General features: G+C 44.9%; 18 protein-coding genes and 3 tRNA genes. 6 read left to right on the plus strand and 15 right to left on the minus strand.

From position 1 onward, the window contains the following. Window positions 1–41: 41 nt before the first annotated feature. From AYJ58_RS08080 to AYJ58_RS08100, 5 genes are all read right to left on the minus strand, one after another. Window positions 42–1,310 carry an ATP-binding protein gene (locus tag AYJ58_RS08080; protein WP_106649703.1) on the minus strand — a complete coding sequence of 423 codons (1,269 nt, stop codon included), beginning with the start codon at window positions 1,308–1,310 and terminating at the stop codon, window positions 42–44. An 11-nt stretch (window positions 1,311–1,321) separates the two neighbouring features. Further along, window positions 1,322–2,035 (minus strand): response regulator, encoded by a 714-nt coding sequence (locus tag AYJ58_RS08085; RefSeq protein ID WP_006080570.1) that lies wholly within the window; start codon window positions 2,033–2,035, stop codon window positions 1,322–1,324. Next, a complete protein-coding gene (locus AYJ58_RS08090) occupies window positions 2,035–2,445 on the minus strand; it encodes a DUF3019 domain-containing protein (protein WP_106649704.1) in 411 nt (136 codons plus the stop codon). The genes AYJ58_RS08085 and AYJ58_RS08090 overlap by 1 nt, the downstream gene beginning before the upstream one ends. Window positions 2,446–2,450: 5 nt before the next feature. Next, window positions 2,451–3,314 (minus strand): MipA/OmpV family protein, encoded by an 864-nt coding sequence (locus tag AYJ58_RS08095; protein ID WP_106649705.1) that lies wholly within the window; start codon window positions 3,312–3,314, stop codon window positions 2,451–2,453. Window positions 3,315–3,677: 363 nt separating this feature from the next. Further along, window positions 3,678–3,914, minus strand: coding sequence for a hypothetical protein (locus AYJ58_RS08100; RefSeq protein ID WP_012088493.1), 237 nt, complete (start codon window positions 3,912–3,914; stop codon window positions 3,678–3,680). Between the two features lie 769 nt (window positions 3,915–4,683). Between AYJ58_RS08100 and AYJ58_RS08105 the strand changes: the two genes are divergently transcribed. Continuing rightward, complete coding sequence (locus AYJ58_RS08105; protein ID WP_106649706.1) at window positions 4,684–5,247, plus strand: acetate uptake transporter; 564 nt, start codon at window positions 4,684–4,686, stop codon at window positions 5,245–5,247. A gap of 71 nt (window positions 5,248–5,318) precedes the next feature. Here AYJ58_RS08105 and AYJ58_RS08110 read toward each other — a convergent pair whose 3' ends face one another. After that, window positions 5,319–5,789: a YcxB family protein gene (locus AYJ58_RS08110; protein ID WP_106649707.1), complete on the minus strand. Its 471-nt coding sequence runs from the start codon at window positions 5,787–5,789 to the stop codon at window positions 5,319–5,321. A 297-nt stretch (window positions 5,790–6,086) separates the two neighbouring features. On the opposite strand from AYJ58_RS08110, the gene AYJ58_RS08115 reads away from it, so the two are divergent. Then, window positions 6,087–6,425: a DUF1971 domain-containing protein gene (locus tag AYJ58_RS08115; RefSeq protein WP_106649708.1), complete on the plus strand. Its 339-nt coding sequence runs from the start codon at window positions 6,087–6,089 to the stop codon at window positions 6,423–6,425. A gap of 86 nt (window positions 6,426–6,511) precedes the next feature. Here AYJ58_RS08115 and AYJ58_RS08120 read toward each other — a convergent pair whose 3' ends face one another. Together AYJ58_RS08120 and AYJ58_RS08125 are read right to left on the minus strand one after the other, a co-directional pair. After that, window positions 6,512–6,928, minus strand: a complete 417-nt coding sequence (locus AYJ58_RS08120) for a VOC family protein (RefSeq protein WP_006080581.1) — start codon at window positions 6,926–6,928, stop codon at window positions 6,512–6,514. A 56-nt stretch (window positions 6,929–6,984) separates the two neighbouring features. Further along, entirely contained in the window at window positions 6,985–7,599 is a 615-nt protein-coding gene (locus AYJ58_RS08125; RefSeq protein ID WP_006085784.1) for an NADPH-dependent FMN reductase, read from the minus strand. A gap of 147 nt (window positions 7,600–7,746) precedes the next feature. Between AYJ58_RS08125 and AYJ58_RS08130 the strand changes: the two genes are divergently transcribed. Beyond that, window positions 7,747–8,370, plus strand: coding sequence for a helix-turn-helix transcriptional regulator (locus AYJ58_RS08130; protein ID WP_106649709.1), 624 nt, complete (start codon window positions 7,747–7,749; stop codon window positions 8,368–8,370). 126 nt (window positions 8,371–8,496) lie between these two features. Here AYJ58_RS08130 and AYJ58_RS08135 read toward each other — a convergent pair whose 3' ends face one another. Further along, on the minus strand, window positions 8,497–9,423 hold the full coding sequence (locus tag AYJ58_RS08135; RefSeq protein ID WP_012088501.1) for a TPR end-of-group domain-containing protein: 927 nt from the start codon (window positions 9,421–9,423) through the stop codon (window positions 8,497–8,499). Window positions 9,424–9,584: 161 nt separating this feature from the next. Between AYJ58_RS08135 and AYJ58_RS08140 the strand changes: the two genes are divergently transcribed. Further along, window positions 9,585–10,292 carry a pseudouridine synthase gene (locus AYJ58_RS08140; RefSeq protein WP_106649710.1) on the plus strand — a complete coding sequence of 236 codons (708 nt, stop codon included), beginning with the start codon at window positions 9,585–9,587 and terminating at the stop codon, window positions 10,290–10,292. Between the two features lie 126 nt (window positions 10,293–10,418). On the opposite strand, the gene hmpA is transcribed toward AYJ58_RS08140, so the two are convergent. The 6 genes from hmpA to AYJ58_RS08170 form a co-directional block, all read right to left on the minus strand. Continuing rightward, a complete protein-coding gene (hmpA, locus tag AYJ58_RS08145) occupies window positions 10,419–11,612 on the minus strand; it encodes an NO-inducible flavohemoprotein (protein WP_106649711.1) in 1,194 nt (397 codons plus the stop codon). 259 nt (window positions 11,613–11,871) lie between these two features. Beyond that, a complete protein-coding gene (locus AYJ58_RS08150) occupies window positions 11,872–13,497 on the minus strand; it encodes a methyl-accepting chemotaxis protein (RefSeq protein ID WP_106649712.1) in 1,626 nt (541 codons plus the stop codon). Window positions 13,498–13,663: 166 nt separating this feature from the next. Continuing rightward, window positions 13,664–13,750, minus strand: a tRNA-Leu gene (locus AYJ58_RS08155). 86 nt (window positions 13,751–13,836) lie between these two features. After that, window positions 13,837–13,923 (minus strand) — tRNA-Leu (locus tag AYJ58_RS08160). A gap of 54 nt (window positions 13,924–13,977) precedes the next feature. Next, window positions 13,978–14,053: transfer RNA gene (locus tag AYJ58_RS08165), tRNA-Phe, on the minus strand. A gap of 229 nt (window positions 14,054–14,282) precedes the next feature. Further along, a complete protein-coding gene (locus AYJ58_RS08170) occupies window positions 14,283–15,044 on the minus strand; it encodes an outer membrane protein assembly factor BamD (RefSeq protein ID WP_006085778.1) in 762 nt (253 codons plus the stop codon). A gap of 122 nt (window positions 15,045–15,166) precedes the next feature. Here AYJ58_RS08170 and rluD point away from each other — a divergent pair, with 122 nt between their 5' ends. Both rluD and pgeF read left to right on the plus strand, forming a co-directional pair. After that, a complete protein-coding gene (rluD, locus tag AYJ58_RS08175) occupies window positions 15,167–16,141 on the plus strand; it encodes a 23S rRNA pseudouridine(1911/1915/1917) synthase RluD (RefSeq protein ID WP_106649713.1) in 975 nt (324 codons plus the stop codon). After that, complete coding sequence (pgeF, locus tag AYJ58_RS08180) at window positions 16,142–16,876, plus strand: peptidoglycan editing factor PgeF (RefSeq protein WP_106649714.1); 735 nt, start codon at window positions 16,142–16,144, stop codon at window positions 16,874–16,876. Window positions 16,877–17,045 lie beyond the last annotated feature (169 nt).

Genomic DNA, 17,045 nt, shown 5'->3' on the forward strand with positions numbered 1-17,045 from the left:
TGATGAATTACAGATGCGCAGCCGTTTAATCCCAATCCCTATTACAGCTTGCGCTTCTTCGGCCAAATTAAATTAAATCGGGTATGTTGCGCATCGCTAGTGACGCTCACATTCCCTTGATGCCGCTGCATAATCCGTTTAATGATCGCCAGTCCCAAACCGTGTCCCTTATTGCCATTTTGCACCGATTGGCTGCGATAAAAAGGCTCGAACACTTTCGGTAAATCTACTGCTGGTATAGGTTCGCCGTCGTTACTCACACTTAAATTGACCCTATGCTGGGTCTGCTTAACTTCAATAACGATTTCAGTACGGGCAAAGCGTTGGGCATTGGTCAGTAAATTCTGCAGCGCACGTTCAATTAATGCGGGTTCCCCAAACAAGGGCAGTTTTTCGACTTCTGTTTTAAGGGTAATAGGTGTTGGGCTCAAGCTTTCTAGACGCTTAATGCTTTGATTGATGAGATTAATTAAATCGTACTCATCTAACTGGATACCTTCTCGCTGGGACTCTAAGCTGGCGTAGGTTAGCAGTTCCTGAAGCAAGTCTTCCATTTCTTTGATATCGAGCTGCATCTCATCGAGAAAGTCTTGGCGCTTTTGTTCGTCCGAATCAGGCTGACAATACATGGGCATGAGTGCAAGGGCGAATTTGAGCCTCGCCAGCGGCGTGCGGATCTCATGGGATACCGCATTAGACAGGTGTTTTTGGTTTTCTATCAAGGCACTAATATGCCGCGCCATTTCATTAAAGGTATTGGCTAAGGGTTTAACTTGGGAACGATTTGATAGGGTAATTCGCGTGTCCCATTTCGCTTCGCCAAACTCTTTAGTGGCCTTACGTAGTATGCTCAAATCCCGAGAAAGCGGGCCAACCCAAATTAGCGCAACGAGGGCGAGTGATAAATAAAAGAACAGGGTGAACAGGCTGCGAAGGTTGCCTCTAGGATCGATGTCCAGCGGCCCTGCCATTAAGACTTGATCGCCGACTCGGATAAATTGCAGCAGAATATCGTCATTGGTCGTGGTAGTGAACACCTTGCTTGTGCTTAGCGCTTGATTGTCTGCCAGCGCTACTTGATCGGCACTGAGCAATTGCAACGGCATAACAGGATTGGCTGGGATCGCCTCCAGATACCTTTGGCGGGTATCGGGAGGCAGTTCCGCTAACAATTGCGCCAAGGCCACTAATGGCGCATCGAGGGCGTTATTGTCATCCACATTTTTCTGCCACAAGCTGTCGAGTGTCCAGCCAATCCCAAGCACGCTGAGACTGAGTAGCAGATATAAACTGATAAAGAGACGTTTCACTGTATGTGTGCTTAGTTATTCCAGGCTTCAGGCGCAAAGAGGTAACCTTGTCCCCAAACGGTTTTAATTCTGAAAGGTGTCTCGATATTATCGTTGAGTTTTTTACGTAATCTAGAGATACGCACGTCAATTTTTCGATCTTTACCGTCAAAATCAATATTGAGTAACAGCTGATAAATATACTGACGGCTGAGCACTTGGCCAGCTTGTGAGGCCAGTAACCACAGTAACTCGAATTCATGGCTGGTGAGATCGATTTCAGTTTCATTGAGGCGAATCGCGTGGGTATGCGGGTCGATACTCAGTTTACCAAAGGTCAAGCAGTGGGATTCTGCCTGAGGTGGCTGATTTTGACGGCGCAGTAAGTTGTTGATCCGCGCCACTAACAGGGCAGGATCGACGGGCTTAACCACATAGTCATCGGCACCGAGTTCTAGTCCTTTGATTTGATCTTCGCTTGAGCCAAGTGCGCTCATCAATAGGATTGGGCCGGCAAAATAGTCGGGCAGTTTCTCACACAGGGTGAGGCCATCCATGCCCGGCAGCATAATATCTAACAGTATGATATCTGGCTTGTAATTGATTAATCGCGTTAATACTGTGTCGCCACGGCGTTCAACTTCAACATGCATACCATGGGATTTTAGGTAATCTACAATCAAGTTTGCTAGGCGAACGTCGTCTTCAACCAATAATACTCTGTGGTTCGATTGTGGGCTTGTCATTAAAATAAACTCCAAGGGTTGCGGTAACGTCTGCGAACCTGAGGTTGTGATGCAGAAGTGATTTTAAGTTTGGCACCAGCCAAAGTTTGGTTACTGTCTTTACTCACCATGACAAATTGAATATCCGTCATAGTGTGGATTTTCATGCTTAACGTATGGGTTGAAACTGAATCACTGCACCATTTGGGATAGGCGGCATTGTCGGACAAAATACAGATAAGCTCATCTTTGGCGAGTTCCCACTGCAGTTCAATATAGACGTCGCAGGCTTCTGTTTCTGAACTGGTAATACAAATTTCAGGTGTGAGTTTTAATGCCGCATCGCGAGTTTTAGCTTGAGCAGAACTTGGGCCCATCAAGCCGAGGCTTAGACCAAGAAAGCAAAGCAAGCTTAACTGAGGCAGCGTCACTAACGTTAGAACCTATAGGCTGCGCCGATAAAGTAGGTGCTGCTATAGTCTTGGTCTAACAAGGGACTGGCGGCAATCTCATCGGCAATTAGAGTGTAACGAACTGCCAAGAGTAGATCCCAATTGTCAGTTAATATATAACGGGCCGTCATTTCCGCACCTTTATCCCAACCTGATTTTGCTTGATATTGTTCACTCCAATAGGCGTTTTCACTTGGCCTAACGCCATAATAATAATCCACTACTGCTTGGCTCTTCCAATCAAACACCAGTGCGAATTCAAAAATGAAACGATCGTAATCCCAGCCATAGGTCCATTTTATTTGTGCTTCTGAACCTTGATGAACATTAAACATATCATGGGTGTATGCCAATCGAATAATGCCGAGTCTGGTATAGATGAATGCTTCGGCACCGCCAAGTAGGGTGAAGTTCCGCATCTCTAAAGAATTAAATTCACGTTCGGGCTCAGTCGACAAAGACATACTATTTATGGCTTTGGCTTCAATTTGTGTACCGCGGTTCAAAAAGATATTCGATGGATCCCATCGGTAGAAATAGGCTCTATCTAAGCTATAACTGGTGACGAGATTGAACGTGAAGCTTTCTTGCTCGGCTAAGGTGTAGCCTAGATTACCATTGTCGAAGAACCAGTGTTCGCCGTAGTAGGCCACTGTAGGGATAAAGAACAGTGGAATATCGTCAAAATCCTTGAGTGGATTGCTTTTTTGCCCCCAGCCAATGGCGACGCCAAGATCCCAGTTGTTCATCTCAATGCATTGATTTTCTGATGCACAGGCTTCTTTCGCCATTACAACAGAGGGCAAAATACTTAAACTTGTAATGAGGACAAAAAGAATGCGATACATGATTTAACGATTAAGGGCTGAGGTTAACAATACAGAAAAACAGATTAGCATTTTATGCCCAATCCAACAGTGGTTTCATTCGCAGGGATGCAAAATGATACAGCTATCAATTAAATAGTAAATTTGTAGATCGCACAATACCTTGATAGTCATGCTAAAAGCCTATTTTTGTGGCTTTCGTACGGTTAATTGTAGATGTTAAATTTTGTATTCGATAGGTTTCGTCTGTAACTGAAATGATGTTAATTGTGAGCAATATAGCTTTTTTCTTGAAAAGAATAATGCCATTCGCGGTTGTGAACGGCATTTAATGAAGCTGAATAACGCGATGTTGCGGTAATAACACAGAGATTAGAATGAAGATTAATTAACCTCAGTAACCGACTTGTAGCCCATTTCTGTCAGTTGATCGTTTACACAATCAAGCACATATTGTTTTAGCTCTGCATTTTCGACTTGATCTTCAGAGGCCATCTGCTGGCACACTTCTTTCAGCTGAGCGATATCGGCTGCTGGTGCAGGCGGTAAAGAGGAGTCGTCAGCAAAGGTCGTGAAGCTAACTAATGCCAATAGGGTGAAAACAGCTGATAACTTATTCATTTTATTTCCTTTAGTTATGTATTGTTAACCACAGATTAAGAAGCATTCTCTTAATACCACTGCACCAACACCAGCAATTTATCACTGCTATTCTGTTTTAGATATAAATAATTTTTACCTTTTTGGGTTAAGGTTTTTTAGCTTGTTTTCCTTTGATTCGCTTCAAGTAAATCTGATGTTTAAGTGTTGAACCATTGGCTTAGCATTAGCCATTATCCCAACTGATATACCTGTTTAGCTTAGTATCGGTGATAAGGGCTTTATACAAAGCTTATGCGATGATGGCGTCTCGTTTAATTTATGGATTAGCTTCTAGGGAAAATCTGGCCCCGAGGAGTCGGTATTTTTAAAAAGTGCCACTTACATCACCTTAATCATGGATTTGCGATGGAGTGCTATATTCTTACTGTTTTAACCCCAATTTTGATTAAGGTTTTAAGGGGGCATAATGTTAAACCATGCGGCAGTTATAAAAAGTTGCATTAAATGTGATATGAAGCAGGTTGTAGCAGGTTGACTGCCTAGAATATTGAATTGAAAAGAATTAATTTTTAACTCAATTTCCGATGTGGTTTTCTTGCTAACATTATTTATTTAAGTCTTTGTTTTTAATCTATATTTGTTATAATTTATTCATTTTTAATGATTTCATTGCCAAGGTTGTGGCTATCCTCTAGAATGCGCGGCTCTCGCAGGTGCGCGAACATAAGGTTGACGGTTAATGCCGTTGATTTTTATTGAATTATTGATTTTTCTCTAGGGGAACTCTGTGTCTACAAAACTGGCTAATCCAGCGCCATTAGGTTTAATGGGCTTTGGTATGACAACGATTTTGTTAAATATTCATAACGCGGGATATTTCCCTATTGATTCTATGATCTTAGCCATGGGGATTTTTTACGGCGGCATTGGTCAAGTGATTGTGGGTATTATGTGTTTTATGCGCGGCGATACTTTCGGTACGACGGCATTTACCTCTTATGGTTTGTTTTGGTTAACATTAGTGGGATTAATCCTAATGCCTAATGCGGGCATTGCGGCGAGTCCAACGTATTTTATGGGCTGGTATTTAACGCTTTGGGGTATATTCACCGCATTTATGTTTGTGGGTTCTTTGCGTTATCCACGAGCTAAGCAATTTGTGTTTGCTTCTTTGACTGTCTTATTTTTCCTATTAGCGGCGCGTGATTTCACGGGCAGCGCCTTGATTGGCACTATTGCTGGCTTTGAAGGGATCATCTGTGGTGCGAGTGCGATTTATTTTGCGATGGCGCAGGTGCTCAATAATGAGTATGGCCGCACGATCTTACCGATTGGTGAATTGAAAAAGTAATGCTGCAGTGATGAAGACTGGTGAAAAGGCTGATAAAAATCAGCCTTTTTTATGGGTGTTTTTTAGCGGGACTAGATTTTAGTTTTAATATAGGCCACAGCCGCATCATCTAGGCTACGGAGGGAAACATAACTTGTGCCAGCCTTGTGGATGATCAAGAAGCCTTTTTCAGTTTCTTTAATCCGGTAAACGTCAGTCCACAAAATTTGACTGGTCACTGACATGGATTGAGTGTGGATCCCTTGTTCATCAATGGTGAGCGTGACCTCATTGCTGGCCGCTTTACTCATCATTTGACGCATTAACCACCATGCCTTGTGATACTTCACATTGAGTGCATCGATAACGCCGAGTCCAACGAAAAAGTAAGCTAAATAGAGGCTAATGTCAGCAAAAATTAGTGCGATACCTATCAGGGTCAACCCTATGGCTTTGTAGTAAGGTTTGAGCGTGGGATCAGGTACGACAGATTGGGTATAGCATTCATCGAAATGGGCTTTATCTAAAATATAGGTCGTTGAGTAAGAATAGGGTGAGGGCATGATATCATCTACTTTAGGTGCTACTTAATGCGGGCTAGTGTAGCGATTACAGTGATGAAAGTAACTAAAGTCACTAATTCATAAAGCCACTAATGCATAAAGTCGCTAATGTCTAAAGTGCTAAGGTCGCTCGCGTGAGTATAGGTAAGTGCGGCGTCGCGTCCTAGGCCAATGTTGGGATGATCTCTTCGATAAAGCTAACACTGGGAGTTGGACAGAAATGCTGCAACGGCTATATTAGTCTTGACGTTAGCGTTATTCGATCCCCATGAGTCCCTCAAGGAGTGCGAAAGCATAATGGCCTTAGTCCCTAAAGATTTTGTTAATTACAAATCAACGCCGGTTTTCAGTCGTGACAACGTCCCTAACATGTTGCTGCACATGCACAATACTAAGGCTGGCGTGTATGGGCAGATCCAAGTGCTAACGGGCAGCTTAAAGTTCTATGGCTTTACGGGCAGTAGAGGCGAGTTAGATAAAGAAATCATCATTCGCGCCGGTGAGACGGCCATTTCTCATCCTGAGTATTGGCATAAAGTGGAGCTGCTGACCGAAGATACCCAGTTCAGACTTCACTTTTATGCCCATAAGGATTCGGCCATAGTGGCGCAGCAGCAATCCGAGCGAAGTGAATAGTGCTTAGCATCTAGCACTCAGTTCGATTCGCACGGTTCGCGGCTGCAGTTGACCACTTTTTTTAATAACGACTTACGCTAATACCGTTAATAGCGATTTCGCTCCGCCGGAATATCAGTTAAATACTCGACAAATTCCACTTCAAAACCATGGGCGTCAAAGAAGTAAATATTACGCCGATAGGGATCTTCCATGCCATCTTTAGCAATCGGGAAGCCTGCTTGGGTCAATCTTGCTATCACAGCATCTAAGTTGTCGGTGACAAAGGCAAAATGCGCCAGTCCAATTTGATGACCCGTTAAATCTCGGTTTTCTCCCTCACCATTGTCACTAAAAGCAATGTATTGATAATCATCGCCAAAATGAATCCAATTGCGAGGTTTGCCGTACCAAGTGCCTTTATCGCCACCACGAACACGCCAGTGGGGAAAAGCCGCTTGATAAAAGCGCAGTGCTGCGGGGATGTCGTCTACGACTAAGTTGATATGCTCTAAATGAATCATAATGCGTTCCTTGTAATGATTTTAGTCTGTTGCTGTTGGTTAAAATCTCAAGCCGCTTACATACCGTAACAGTATTCCTGCTGCTTTGGGTACGCTTGTCCGGCATGTTGTTGACGAATGGGCGCTAATGCTTGGGCGTATTGATGCAGCATATACAAGCTGTACTGCACTCTTTCCCTGAGTGCGATATCTCGAGCACCTTCGGGAACAGCATTGAGTACATTGCTAACATTGCGGATGATCAAGTGATCGGGAATGGGCACTAATTTATTGTTTTTGAGTGCATTCATCTTCACTTCAACGATGGGATAAGTACCGCCAATTCCGCTTGAAACAGAAATTAACAGTGCCGGTTTATGGGCGGTTTCTTCGCGAGTACACATCAATAAAAAGTTCTTCAGTAGTGGTGATGCCATGCCGCCCCATTCAGGGGTGATAAGCACCAGCGCATCGGCTTCATCGACGCTTTGTTCTATTTCGGGCCAGTGCTCCCCTTTGTTGTCTTCCTCTCCATCCCAAAACGGCAGGTTAAATTGGCATAACTCTAAGTGATGTATGCTGGTGTAACCCATAGCATGGGGAGATGAGAAACTGCTTTCGGCAATATAACGACCGACTTTAGCACTTTGGGAGTCGGGTCTTTGGCTGGTGCTGATGATGAGTAATTTCATTAAGTAAACCTATTTGTTTATAAATTATTTATAAGGTAATTACTTTATTTAATCTTGTAAAGGATAAAGTAAATAAAAAAGTTTATTTAATCTGTTAAAGCGGGACTGGATCGGAGATAATGCGCTGGCTACCATCGGAGAGTTCAGATGAAAACCACTGATAAGATTATTCAATTGCTCAAGTTGCATGGCCCGCTTACCGCTAAAACCTTAGCGGAGGAATTGGCGTTAACGACTATGGGCGTGCGTCAACATCTTCAGGCTTTGGAAGACGCAGGCGATGTGGACATCGAAGATAGAGTTGAAGGTCGTGGTCGCCCAACGCGTTACTGGGGATTGACGGAACAGAGCCGCAGTCACTTTTCCGATCGCCATGAGGAATTGACGGTGCAGCTAATTGATTCGGTGAAAATGATTTTTGGCGACCAAGGCTTAGATAAGCTTATCGACCACAGGGAGCAAAGTGCGTTAGTCCAATATCGTGCCGCTATGGTGGGGGCGACAGATATTCCGACACGTTTGGACATCCTTGCGAAATTACGCTCGAACGAAGGTTATATGGCGACGATGGAACAGGTAGATGGCGTGTATTTTTTACTCGAAAATCATTGTCCTATCTGCGCCGCAGCGACTAAGTGTTTAAACTTTTGCCGCTCAGAGTTACAACTTTTCCAGCAATTATTCGCCGATATCGCGGTGGTGAGTCGCGAAGAACATATCATCGAAGGTGCACGCCGCTGTGCATATAAGATTGAGGCTATTCCTCACTAGTGGGACTTAAGCCGCTCAATTATGGCGCTTTATCTTTAGGATAAAACGCCAATGAGCGCCAACGCCATATATCAAGCGTTAGTGCGGAGCTTAGAGCTTAGAGCTTAGAGCTTAGAGCTTAGTAGCTTAGGGCTTTTCTGGTTCGTGATAGGCCAATAAGGTTTCGAAGCGAGCATGTCCTTTAAGTTGTGAGAAATCTGCCTCATCTAAGGCCAGTTCCTTGAAGGATGCGCTGTTATGAATGGCGCGCTCTAAATCAGAAATCGCTCTATCTTCAACCCCTAAGCACGCAAAGGCACAAGCTCTTTGATAAAAAGCGTGGGCGTTAGTCGGGTCAACTTCCAGAACGCGATTACACAGGCTTTGTGCCCAGTTAAATTCACGCATTTCCATTGCGGCGTCGGCCTTGTAGGTCAGCGCTTCTAAATCCCCTGGTCGAATCGTGAGAATCTCATCATAGACTTCAATCTTTTGCTCTGGCGTTTGCGCACTTTGCGCCCGTAGCCAGAGGTTATGGATTTCATTGATAATCTCAATCTCGCGATTATTGTCCGTGATAGTACGGCTCTTACGCTTGAGTTCTTGCTCAAGTACTTTGAACTTTTCTTCGTATTGTTCGGCAATACTCTGCAGCTGGTTAGCAGCCAGTTTGGCGGTGTGCGTTTTGATTTCTCGCAGGGATTGCCAACCGATAAAGGCGACTAACGAGGCGACACCCGCGATGATATAGAAGAAGTAAGTCACAGTGACATTGGCGTAGTTCATCGATTTGTCAGCTACGGCGAGTTCGCGGTCGGTGATGTCGATGGTGAGACGACGCTCGAGATCCTGTTGATCGTGTCTGAGGGATTTAAGTTCATCGAGGACGTAACGCTCGACCAGCGGTTTATCATGGATCGCGGAGGGGCGAGCCGCTTCAGGAGGATTAACTGCATCGTTCGCTTGGGCGAAAAAAGAGCTCGCTAGCGTCACTAAAAACAAGGCTAAAAATAGCAGGTTCGAACGTATTAAAGCGGGACTTGCGGATAAGTTTTTGATGCGGTAACCACTCACAGTAAGATGAATTGAGCGCCTAGCTTAACAAATTTTACCTCGTTCGATCCAATTTAGCCCAGAATAGCCTTTGTGATGCCCCTCTAGTTCGGCTTGCTATGAGCTGAACTTGCATCCTGCTAGAATGGCTATCCCATTCATATTTCTTCATTTGTGGTGTTATGCAATCTAAGCGCGGCCGACTCGATCGTTATCTTTGTTCCCAGTTACACACTCACCGTAAAGCGGTGCGTGAACTGCTATTATCGGGCCGAGTGTGCGTCGATGGATTGATAGTGAAAGATATGGATAGGCAAGTGGATGAGTTTTCCCACATCCAACTCGATGAGCAAATACTGCAGGCTAATGCGCCCGTCTACGTGATGCTTCACAAACCAATAGGTGTCGTGAGTGCTACCAAAGACACTCAGCATAAAACAGTGATTGATTTGCTTGATTGCGAAGCCCGTAATGAGTTGCATATCGCCGGCAGATTAGATTTAAACTCTTCGGGTTTGTTGTTATTGACCAATGACAGCCGCTGGTCTGATGCGCTGATGTCACCTACACACAAGGTCGACAAAGTGTATCGGGTTACCTTAGCGAATCCCATAACCGAAGAATACATCGCTGCATTTGCCGAAGGGATGTATTTTGGCTTTGAAGATATTACAACCCAACCCGCTAAACTGGTTATCCTCGCTGATAACGTAGCTGAAGTGACTTTACATGAAGGTAAGTATCATCAAATCAAGCGGATGTTTGGTCGGTTCCGCAATCCGGTTGTTGGCCTGCATCGATTATCGATAGGCGATATTGTGCTCGATGAAAAGCTGGCACCGGGTGAAAGTCGCGCGCTCACTGCCGCTGAAGTTGCCTCTATCCGTTAAACATGATGAACAGAAAAGTGCATCAAGCATTCATTATGCTTGTCGCTATCGTTTGCCATGCTAACAATGAAAGCTAAGCATTCAAACGGACCTGAGCGTGAATTTTCTCAAGTCCGTGTCATGCCATTAAAGCTCGGCGTGAGGGCCGAACACTTCATAGTGCATGTTTTCAGCCGCGACACCCAGAGCGAGTAGTTGTTGCTTGATGGCTGACATGAATCCAAGGGGGCCGCAGAAATAATAACGTGCGTGGGGAAGCAGCTGTTCTGCGACTTTACTTAACTCCATTTGACCTTCGAAATCATAATCTTCACCTAACATATCGGTTGGGGCTGGCTCACGATACCAAACATGACTCGTCAGATTATGATGTTGCTGGCGCTTGGCGTGAATAGCCTGTTTGAAACCGTGTACGGCGCCTTGCTCACAGGCATGCAGCCAAGTGATAGTGCTGGGATGCTGCAGCTTGAGTAATTGATTGAGCATACTTTTCATCGGTGTTTGGCCTACACCAGCCGAAATTAGCACTACGGGGGTGTCCGCCGCGACTTCTAGGGTAAAGTCTCCCGCGGGTGGCATCACCGCGATTTTGTCGCCGACATGTATCGCATCATGCAGCAGGTTCGACACTTGTCCGCCGAGTTCGCGTTTCACACTGATGCGGTAGTTGGTGCCATTGGGCGCATCGGATAAGGAATATTGGCGGATTTCTTCATATGCCAAATTCGGGTGTGTTAGCTTCAAACTTAAATACTGACCAGGGATAAAATCTTTAACTGGCTTGCCATCTTCAGGCGTCAATAAGAAGGAGGTGATGACTGCTGACTCGGTATTTTTCGCGCTAATGATAAACTGACGCTCACCTAACCAGCCACCATCTTGCTCTGCATGCGCTTGATAAATTTGTGCTTCTCGTTGAATAAAAATGTTAGCTAAAAACCCATAGGCCTGTGCCCAAGCTTCTAACACTTCTTCTGTTACCGCATCGCCCCCTAATTCTTTAAGCGTTGCCAATAAATGGCTGCCGACGATCGCATACTGCTCAGGTTTGATCAGAAATCCCGTATGTTTTTGGGCAATGCGCTCAACCGTTGAACTCAGTACCGCTAAGTTTTCGATATTTTTTGCATAGGCTGCGACGGCATTGAACAGGGCTACAGGCTGACCACCAGAATGTTGGTGCGCCAAATTGAACACATCTTTCAATTCAGGATTATGTTTGAACATGCGTTCATAAAAATGGGTCGTCAGCGCAGGGCCTGCAGATTCGAGTAAGGGAATAGTGCTCTTGATAACTTGGATTGTACGGCTGTCCAACATAGAAAATCCTTAACGTGTAAATATTATGAATGTTTAATGAGTTTAAAGATCTATTTGATTTGGATCAATAGAGATTATCGCTATCCGTGCTATCGATAACGAGGCTGAGTTCATTTGAAGTGTTCAATAAAAGGAGAAATTAAATCGAGAAATGATGAAACGGATATTTTATTTCAATGGGTTACAGATGATGTGAATAAAGGAGTTTGACTGCAACAGCAAAAATGGTTGCAGTCGTTTGGTGGTTGATTGAGTTAAATTAAAGCTTAAATGCGCTCACTTGATTGCGCATGCTGCTGGCGAGCTTAGTCAAATTAATCACAGATTCACTTAATTCAGTCGCTGAAGCCGTGGAATGCTCGGCGATATCGCTGATGGCAATAATGCTGCGATTAATACTCTCGGCAACGCTACTTTGCTCTTCGGCTGCGGTCGCAATGTGGGTATTTAGCTCGGTGATGCTGTCTACTGAGGTGACAATTTCTTTCAGCGCTTGACCCGCCTGATTAGCTTTATCGTTGGCATCATCTACTTGATTGATTCCGATTTCCATGGCGCTGACGGCTTCTTTAACCCCTTGTTGTAGGGTGGCAATCATGGCCTCAATTTCTTGAGTCGATTTTTGGGTGCGTTGCGCTAAGGTGCGAACTTCATCGGCAACGACCGCAAAGCCGCGACCTTGCTCTCCCGCCCGTGCGGCTTCAATGGCGGCATTGAGTGCCAGTAAATTGGTTTGTTCGGCAATGCTCTTAATCACATCGAGAACGCGGCCGATATTTTGGCTTTCATTAGATAAAAATCCAATGACCTGCGCCGTTTTTTGAATTTGATCAGAAAGCTGCGACATACTGCTAATCGATTGCATCACAATATTATTACCGTTAGCGGCATAGGTATCGGCATCTTTGGCTGAATCTGCCGCGGCAGATGCGCTTTGGGCGACTTCGGCAACGGTGGCCGTCATCTCATTCATGGCCGTTGCAGTCTGCTCCGTTTCGGCTTGTTGCTGTTGCATCCGTTTATTGGTGGCTTGGGTGAAGCTACCTAACTCATTTGCCGAACTGTTGACCGTAGTTGCTGCCTCGGCAATGGAATGAAGAATGCCCCGTAAGTGTTCAATCACTTGGGTGAGGCTAGTGGATATTTGCCCTAGCTCATCGTGATTAAAGGTGGTGAATCTGACGGTGAGATCAGAGTCTTGATGGATCCTCTTCAGTTTACCGAGGATGTCATTAATGGGATTCATCACGCTGCGATTGACCCAGAGTCCAATCACAATACTGATGATCATGGCGGCACAAGCTAATGCCACAAAAATAGTGATCGAAGATTGATAAATGGCATTTACACGATCTTTTTCTTCGCCCGCCACGCGGATTTGCAGTGCAATCAGTTCAGATATTTGGTTACTGATAGGATCAATTGCTTGGTACAGCGGCAGGATGTTGGCTGAGAGTTGGCTTGAAACATCGCCGTTTAATCCTCTTAAGCGTGAGATCAGGGTATCAATCTGTTGATTCGCGGAGGAGAACAGCACTTCGGCTTGTTTTACTAGTCTGGATTCTTCTGAGGTAAGCTCGGTAGATAGGTATTTTTGCCAATGCTGAGTAATAGTCGATTTGGCACTGTCTAGCGCTTCAGCGGCTTGCGAGGCGGTGAAACCACCCGCGTTCGCCTTATTTACCGCATCGATAACATCGACCGCATATTTATCGGCAATGACTTTTAAATCGTCCAGCGGCACCACTCTGTCGTTATAGATACGTTCAACACCCGACTCAATGTTGCCCATCATATTAATGGCGAGAAAACCAATCGTCAGTAGCATTGCAAGGGGGACTAAAATGCCGATAAACATTTTTTGTTTTATTTGTAGACCGTTCATATGGGATAGCCTCAGTGAACTAAAGAGTCCTTTAGGCAGAGCTCGAGCTATCCTTATAATGAGTCTGTAATAATAGGTATAGCAAATCAGCGGAAAGAGGGGAGAGTAACAGAGGATTTATTTTATTTCAGATACAAAAAAACCTCGCTTGGCGAGGTTTAAATGTTGGTACAGATGAGAGGACTTGAACCTCCACGCCCTTGCGAGCACCAGCACCTGAAGCTGGCGTGTCTACCAATTCCACCACATCTGCATGGCTATCCGAAATTTCATCGAATGAGTAATCTTAAAACCGAAGAAACAATTTTAATGCTTTGTTTCACTCGTTGAACTGCAATTTGGTACAGGTGAGAGGACTTGAACCTCCACGCCCTTGCGAGCACCAGCACCTGAAGCTGGCGTGTCTACCAATTCCACCACACCTGCACTGTACCTATTGCAGTTCTCTAACATTAGTCGCTGTAGCAACCAATTTAAAGATGGTGCCCGAACCCGGAATCGAACCAGGGACACGAGGATTTTCAATCCTCTGCTCTACCGACTGAGCTATTCGGGCGACGGGCGCAATTTAAAGGCTTTTCGGGTTTTGAGTCAATAGATTTTTACTAAATAACGTAAAAAGTGACTCGGTTGGATAAGATTTACACGAAAGTGCCATTTAGGCGGCAAGTGGCGAGCTAAAAATACTCAAACCATTATCCAGGCTGGAAACTTAGCAATACCCAGTGATGGGGTTTTTTAGGTGAGAACACAAAAAAATGCCCCTATTAAAGGGGCATTCTCGGTTAGTTTGATAAGATTTCATTGTTTGGATAGTTAGCTTGCATTACCATGAGCACGTTTTGCTTCAGCTTGCTCTGACCTAATTCGCCATAAGCTTCTATCATTATCTCTAATGCCCGTTCATTTGAAGGGGTGCCAGGATATGTTTCCATTACAGATTGTGCTCGGATTGCTGCGGCGCTCCATGCATTCATCTTGAGATAATATTCGGCAACTTGGATTGAATATCTTGCTAAGCGATTCTTCAACGCTAACATGCGTTTTTGCGCATCGGCGGCATATTTGCTGTTAGGGTAAGTTTTGATAAGACGATCAAAATCTTTGAAAGCATCTTGAGCATTTTTAGGATCACGATCGGTGCGGTCGATATTAAGCATATCGTGGAACAAATAGTTGTCGGCTTGCATGTTCACTAAACCACGCATATAGAACACATAGTCAATATCAGGGTGGGTAGGATTAAGACGGATAAATCTGTCTATGTTCGCAATCCCCGAAGCGACATCGTCCATTTTGTAGTAAGCATAAATCAGGTCTAACTGGACTTGAGTTTTGTGAGGTCCGAAGGGAAAGCGTGAGTCTAACGCCTCCAAAGAACGGACAGCTTTAGAGTAATTGCCAAGTTCCATAGAGGTTCTTGCCTGAGTGTAAAGCACATCAGGTGACGTTTTGGCGGCAATATCGTTATCATCAGGGCTGCTGCTACAGGCTGATAACGCTAGTGAAAATAGGACTAAGGTAACGCCTTTGGAAAATTTATACATACTTGAATTCAATTCTTTTTAAGTTGTAGTTAAGAATTTTTCCATTTCACTATAAAATAGAAAACATCCGATTGTAACAGATAGCACACATTTTTTGACCCCTAAATGGGGATACGGTTCCTATGACACAAGAGATTAATCTAAAAAGCGAGATTTCGGCAACACAAACTGGACTGAGATTAGATCAGGCCCTAGCAGAGTTGTTCCCAGATTACTCGCGCACGCGCATCAAGGAATGGATCCTATCTGATGCAGTTTATGTTGACGGCGTTGTCGTTAATAAGCCCCGCGAGAAAGTTTATGAGCTGCAACAGATACTCATAGATGCCACTCTCGAAGAAGAAGTTCATGCCGCGGCGCAGCCTATTGATCTGAATATCGTCTATGAAGATGACGACATTATCGTGATCAATAAGCAAGCTGGATTGGTGGTTCACCCAGGTGCTGGCAATGCCGATGGCACTTTGATGAATGCACTATTGCACCATTGTCCTGATATTGAGCATGTGCCACGTGCAGGTATTGTGCATCGTCTGGACAAAGATACAACAGGTTTGATGGTCGTTGCCAAAACCGTTGAAGCGCAAACGCATTTAGTTGCCGCTTTGCAGGCCCGTGAAATCACTCGTGAATACGAAGCGATTGTTATGGGGACTATGACTGGTGGCGGTACTGTGGATGAGCCGATTGGTCGTCATCTTACTAAACGTACTCACATGGCCGTGCTGCACTCAGGTAAACCTGCGGTGACGCATTACCGTGTCGCGGAAAAATTCCGTAACCACACTCGTTTGAGATTACGTCTAGAATCTGGCCGTACTCACCAGATCCGTGTGCACATGGAATACATAGGTCACGTGTTAGTGGGCGATCCTGTGTATGGTGGTCGTCCAAAACCGCCTAAAGCCGCGAGCCCAGAGTTTTTCGATATCCTGAAAAACTTCAAGCGCCAAGCGCTGCACGCAGTTCGTCTAGAATTAGCTCACCCAGTGAGTTGTGAAATCATGAGCTGGCAAGCGCCAATTCCTGAAGACATGGTGATTTTGACTAAAGCACTGCGTCAAGACACGGTAGAGCATCCGATCGAGTATCTCTAAGTGTTTGATCACGATTGGCCTGTTCCTGCTAATGTTGGCATCGCTATGACAAATCGTCATGGCGGTGTGAGCGTGCATCCCTATGACAGTTTGAATCTTGGACTGCATGTCGGTGATGCTGAACAGCAGGTGATGGCTAATCGTGAATTACTCTGCAAACAATTAGCGTTAACTGCCAAACCTGTCTGGCTTGAGCAAGTCCATGGTACCCATGTGCTCAATTTAGATATGCTGAGCTTAGCTCAAGCTGCGGATACGCCGATTGCCGATGCCAGTTTTAGCCGAACAGCGAGCCAAGTTTGCGCTGTAATGACCGCCGATTGTTTACCTGTATTGCTGTGTAATCAAGCGGGAACTGAAGTGGCTGCGGCCCATGCCGGTTGGCGCGGTTTATGTGATGGCGTGATTGAGGCCACCGCGGCGCAGTTTGGTTCTCCTATGGATGAGTTGATTGCTTACCTAGGCCCGGGCATTGGTCCGCAAAAATTTGAAGTGGGCGTCGAAGTGAAGCACGCATTCTGTGGGTTACATCCACAGGCGGCTGCATGTTTTATTCCCTGTGGTGACAAGTATCTGGCCGATATTATTGGCTTGGCTAAATTACGCTTGAGTTTACTCGGCATCAAGCATATTTATAGCGCCGATATCTGCACTGTCAGTGACACCGATTACTTCTCTTATCGTCGTGATAAGGTGACGGGGCGCATGGCATCGTTGATCTGGCTTAAGTCTTAAGTTAATTCCCCTACAATTTATATTTATTTCCGTGTTATCCGCTTGAATTTGGCTAAATAGCCCCCATCTTTTAACTAACGAAATGTAATACCAATCCTATTGAGATCTCTCCATTAGCGGTACTGATTTAACGCCACTAAATTGGCAAGATATCTTGTGGATTGGCATA

This window comes from Shewanella sp. Pdp11, assembly GCF_002838165.1.
In the GTDB taxonomy this organism is placed as follows: Bacteria; Pseudomonadota; Gammaproteobacteria; order Enterobacterales; family Shewanellaceae; genus Shewanella; species Shewanella hafniensis.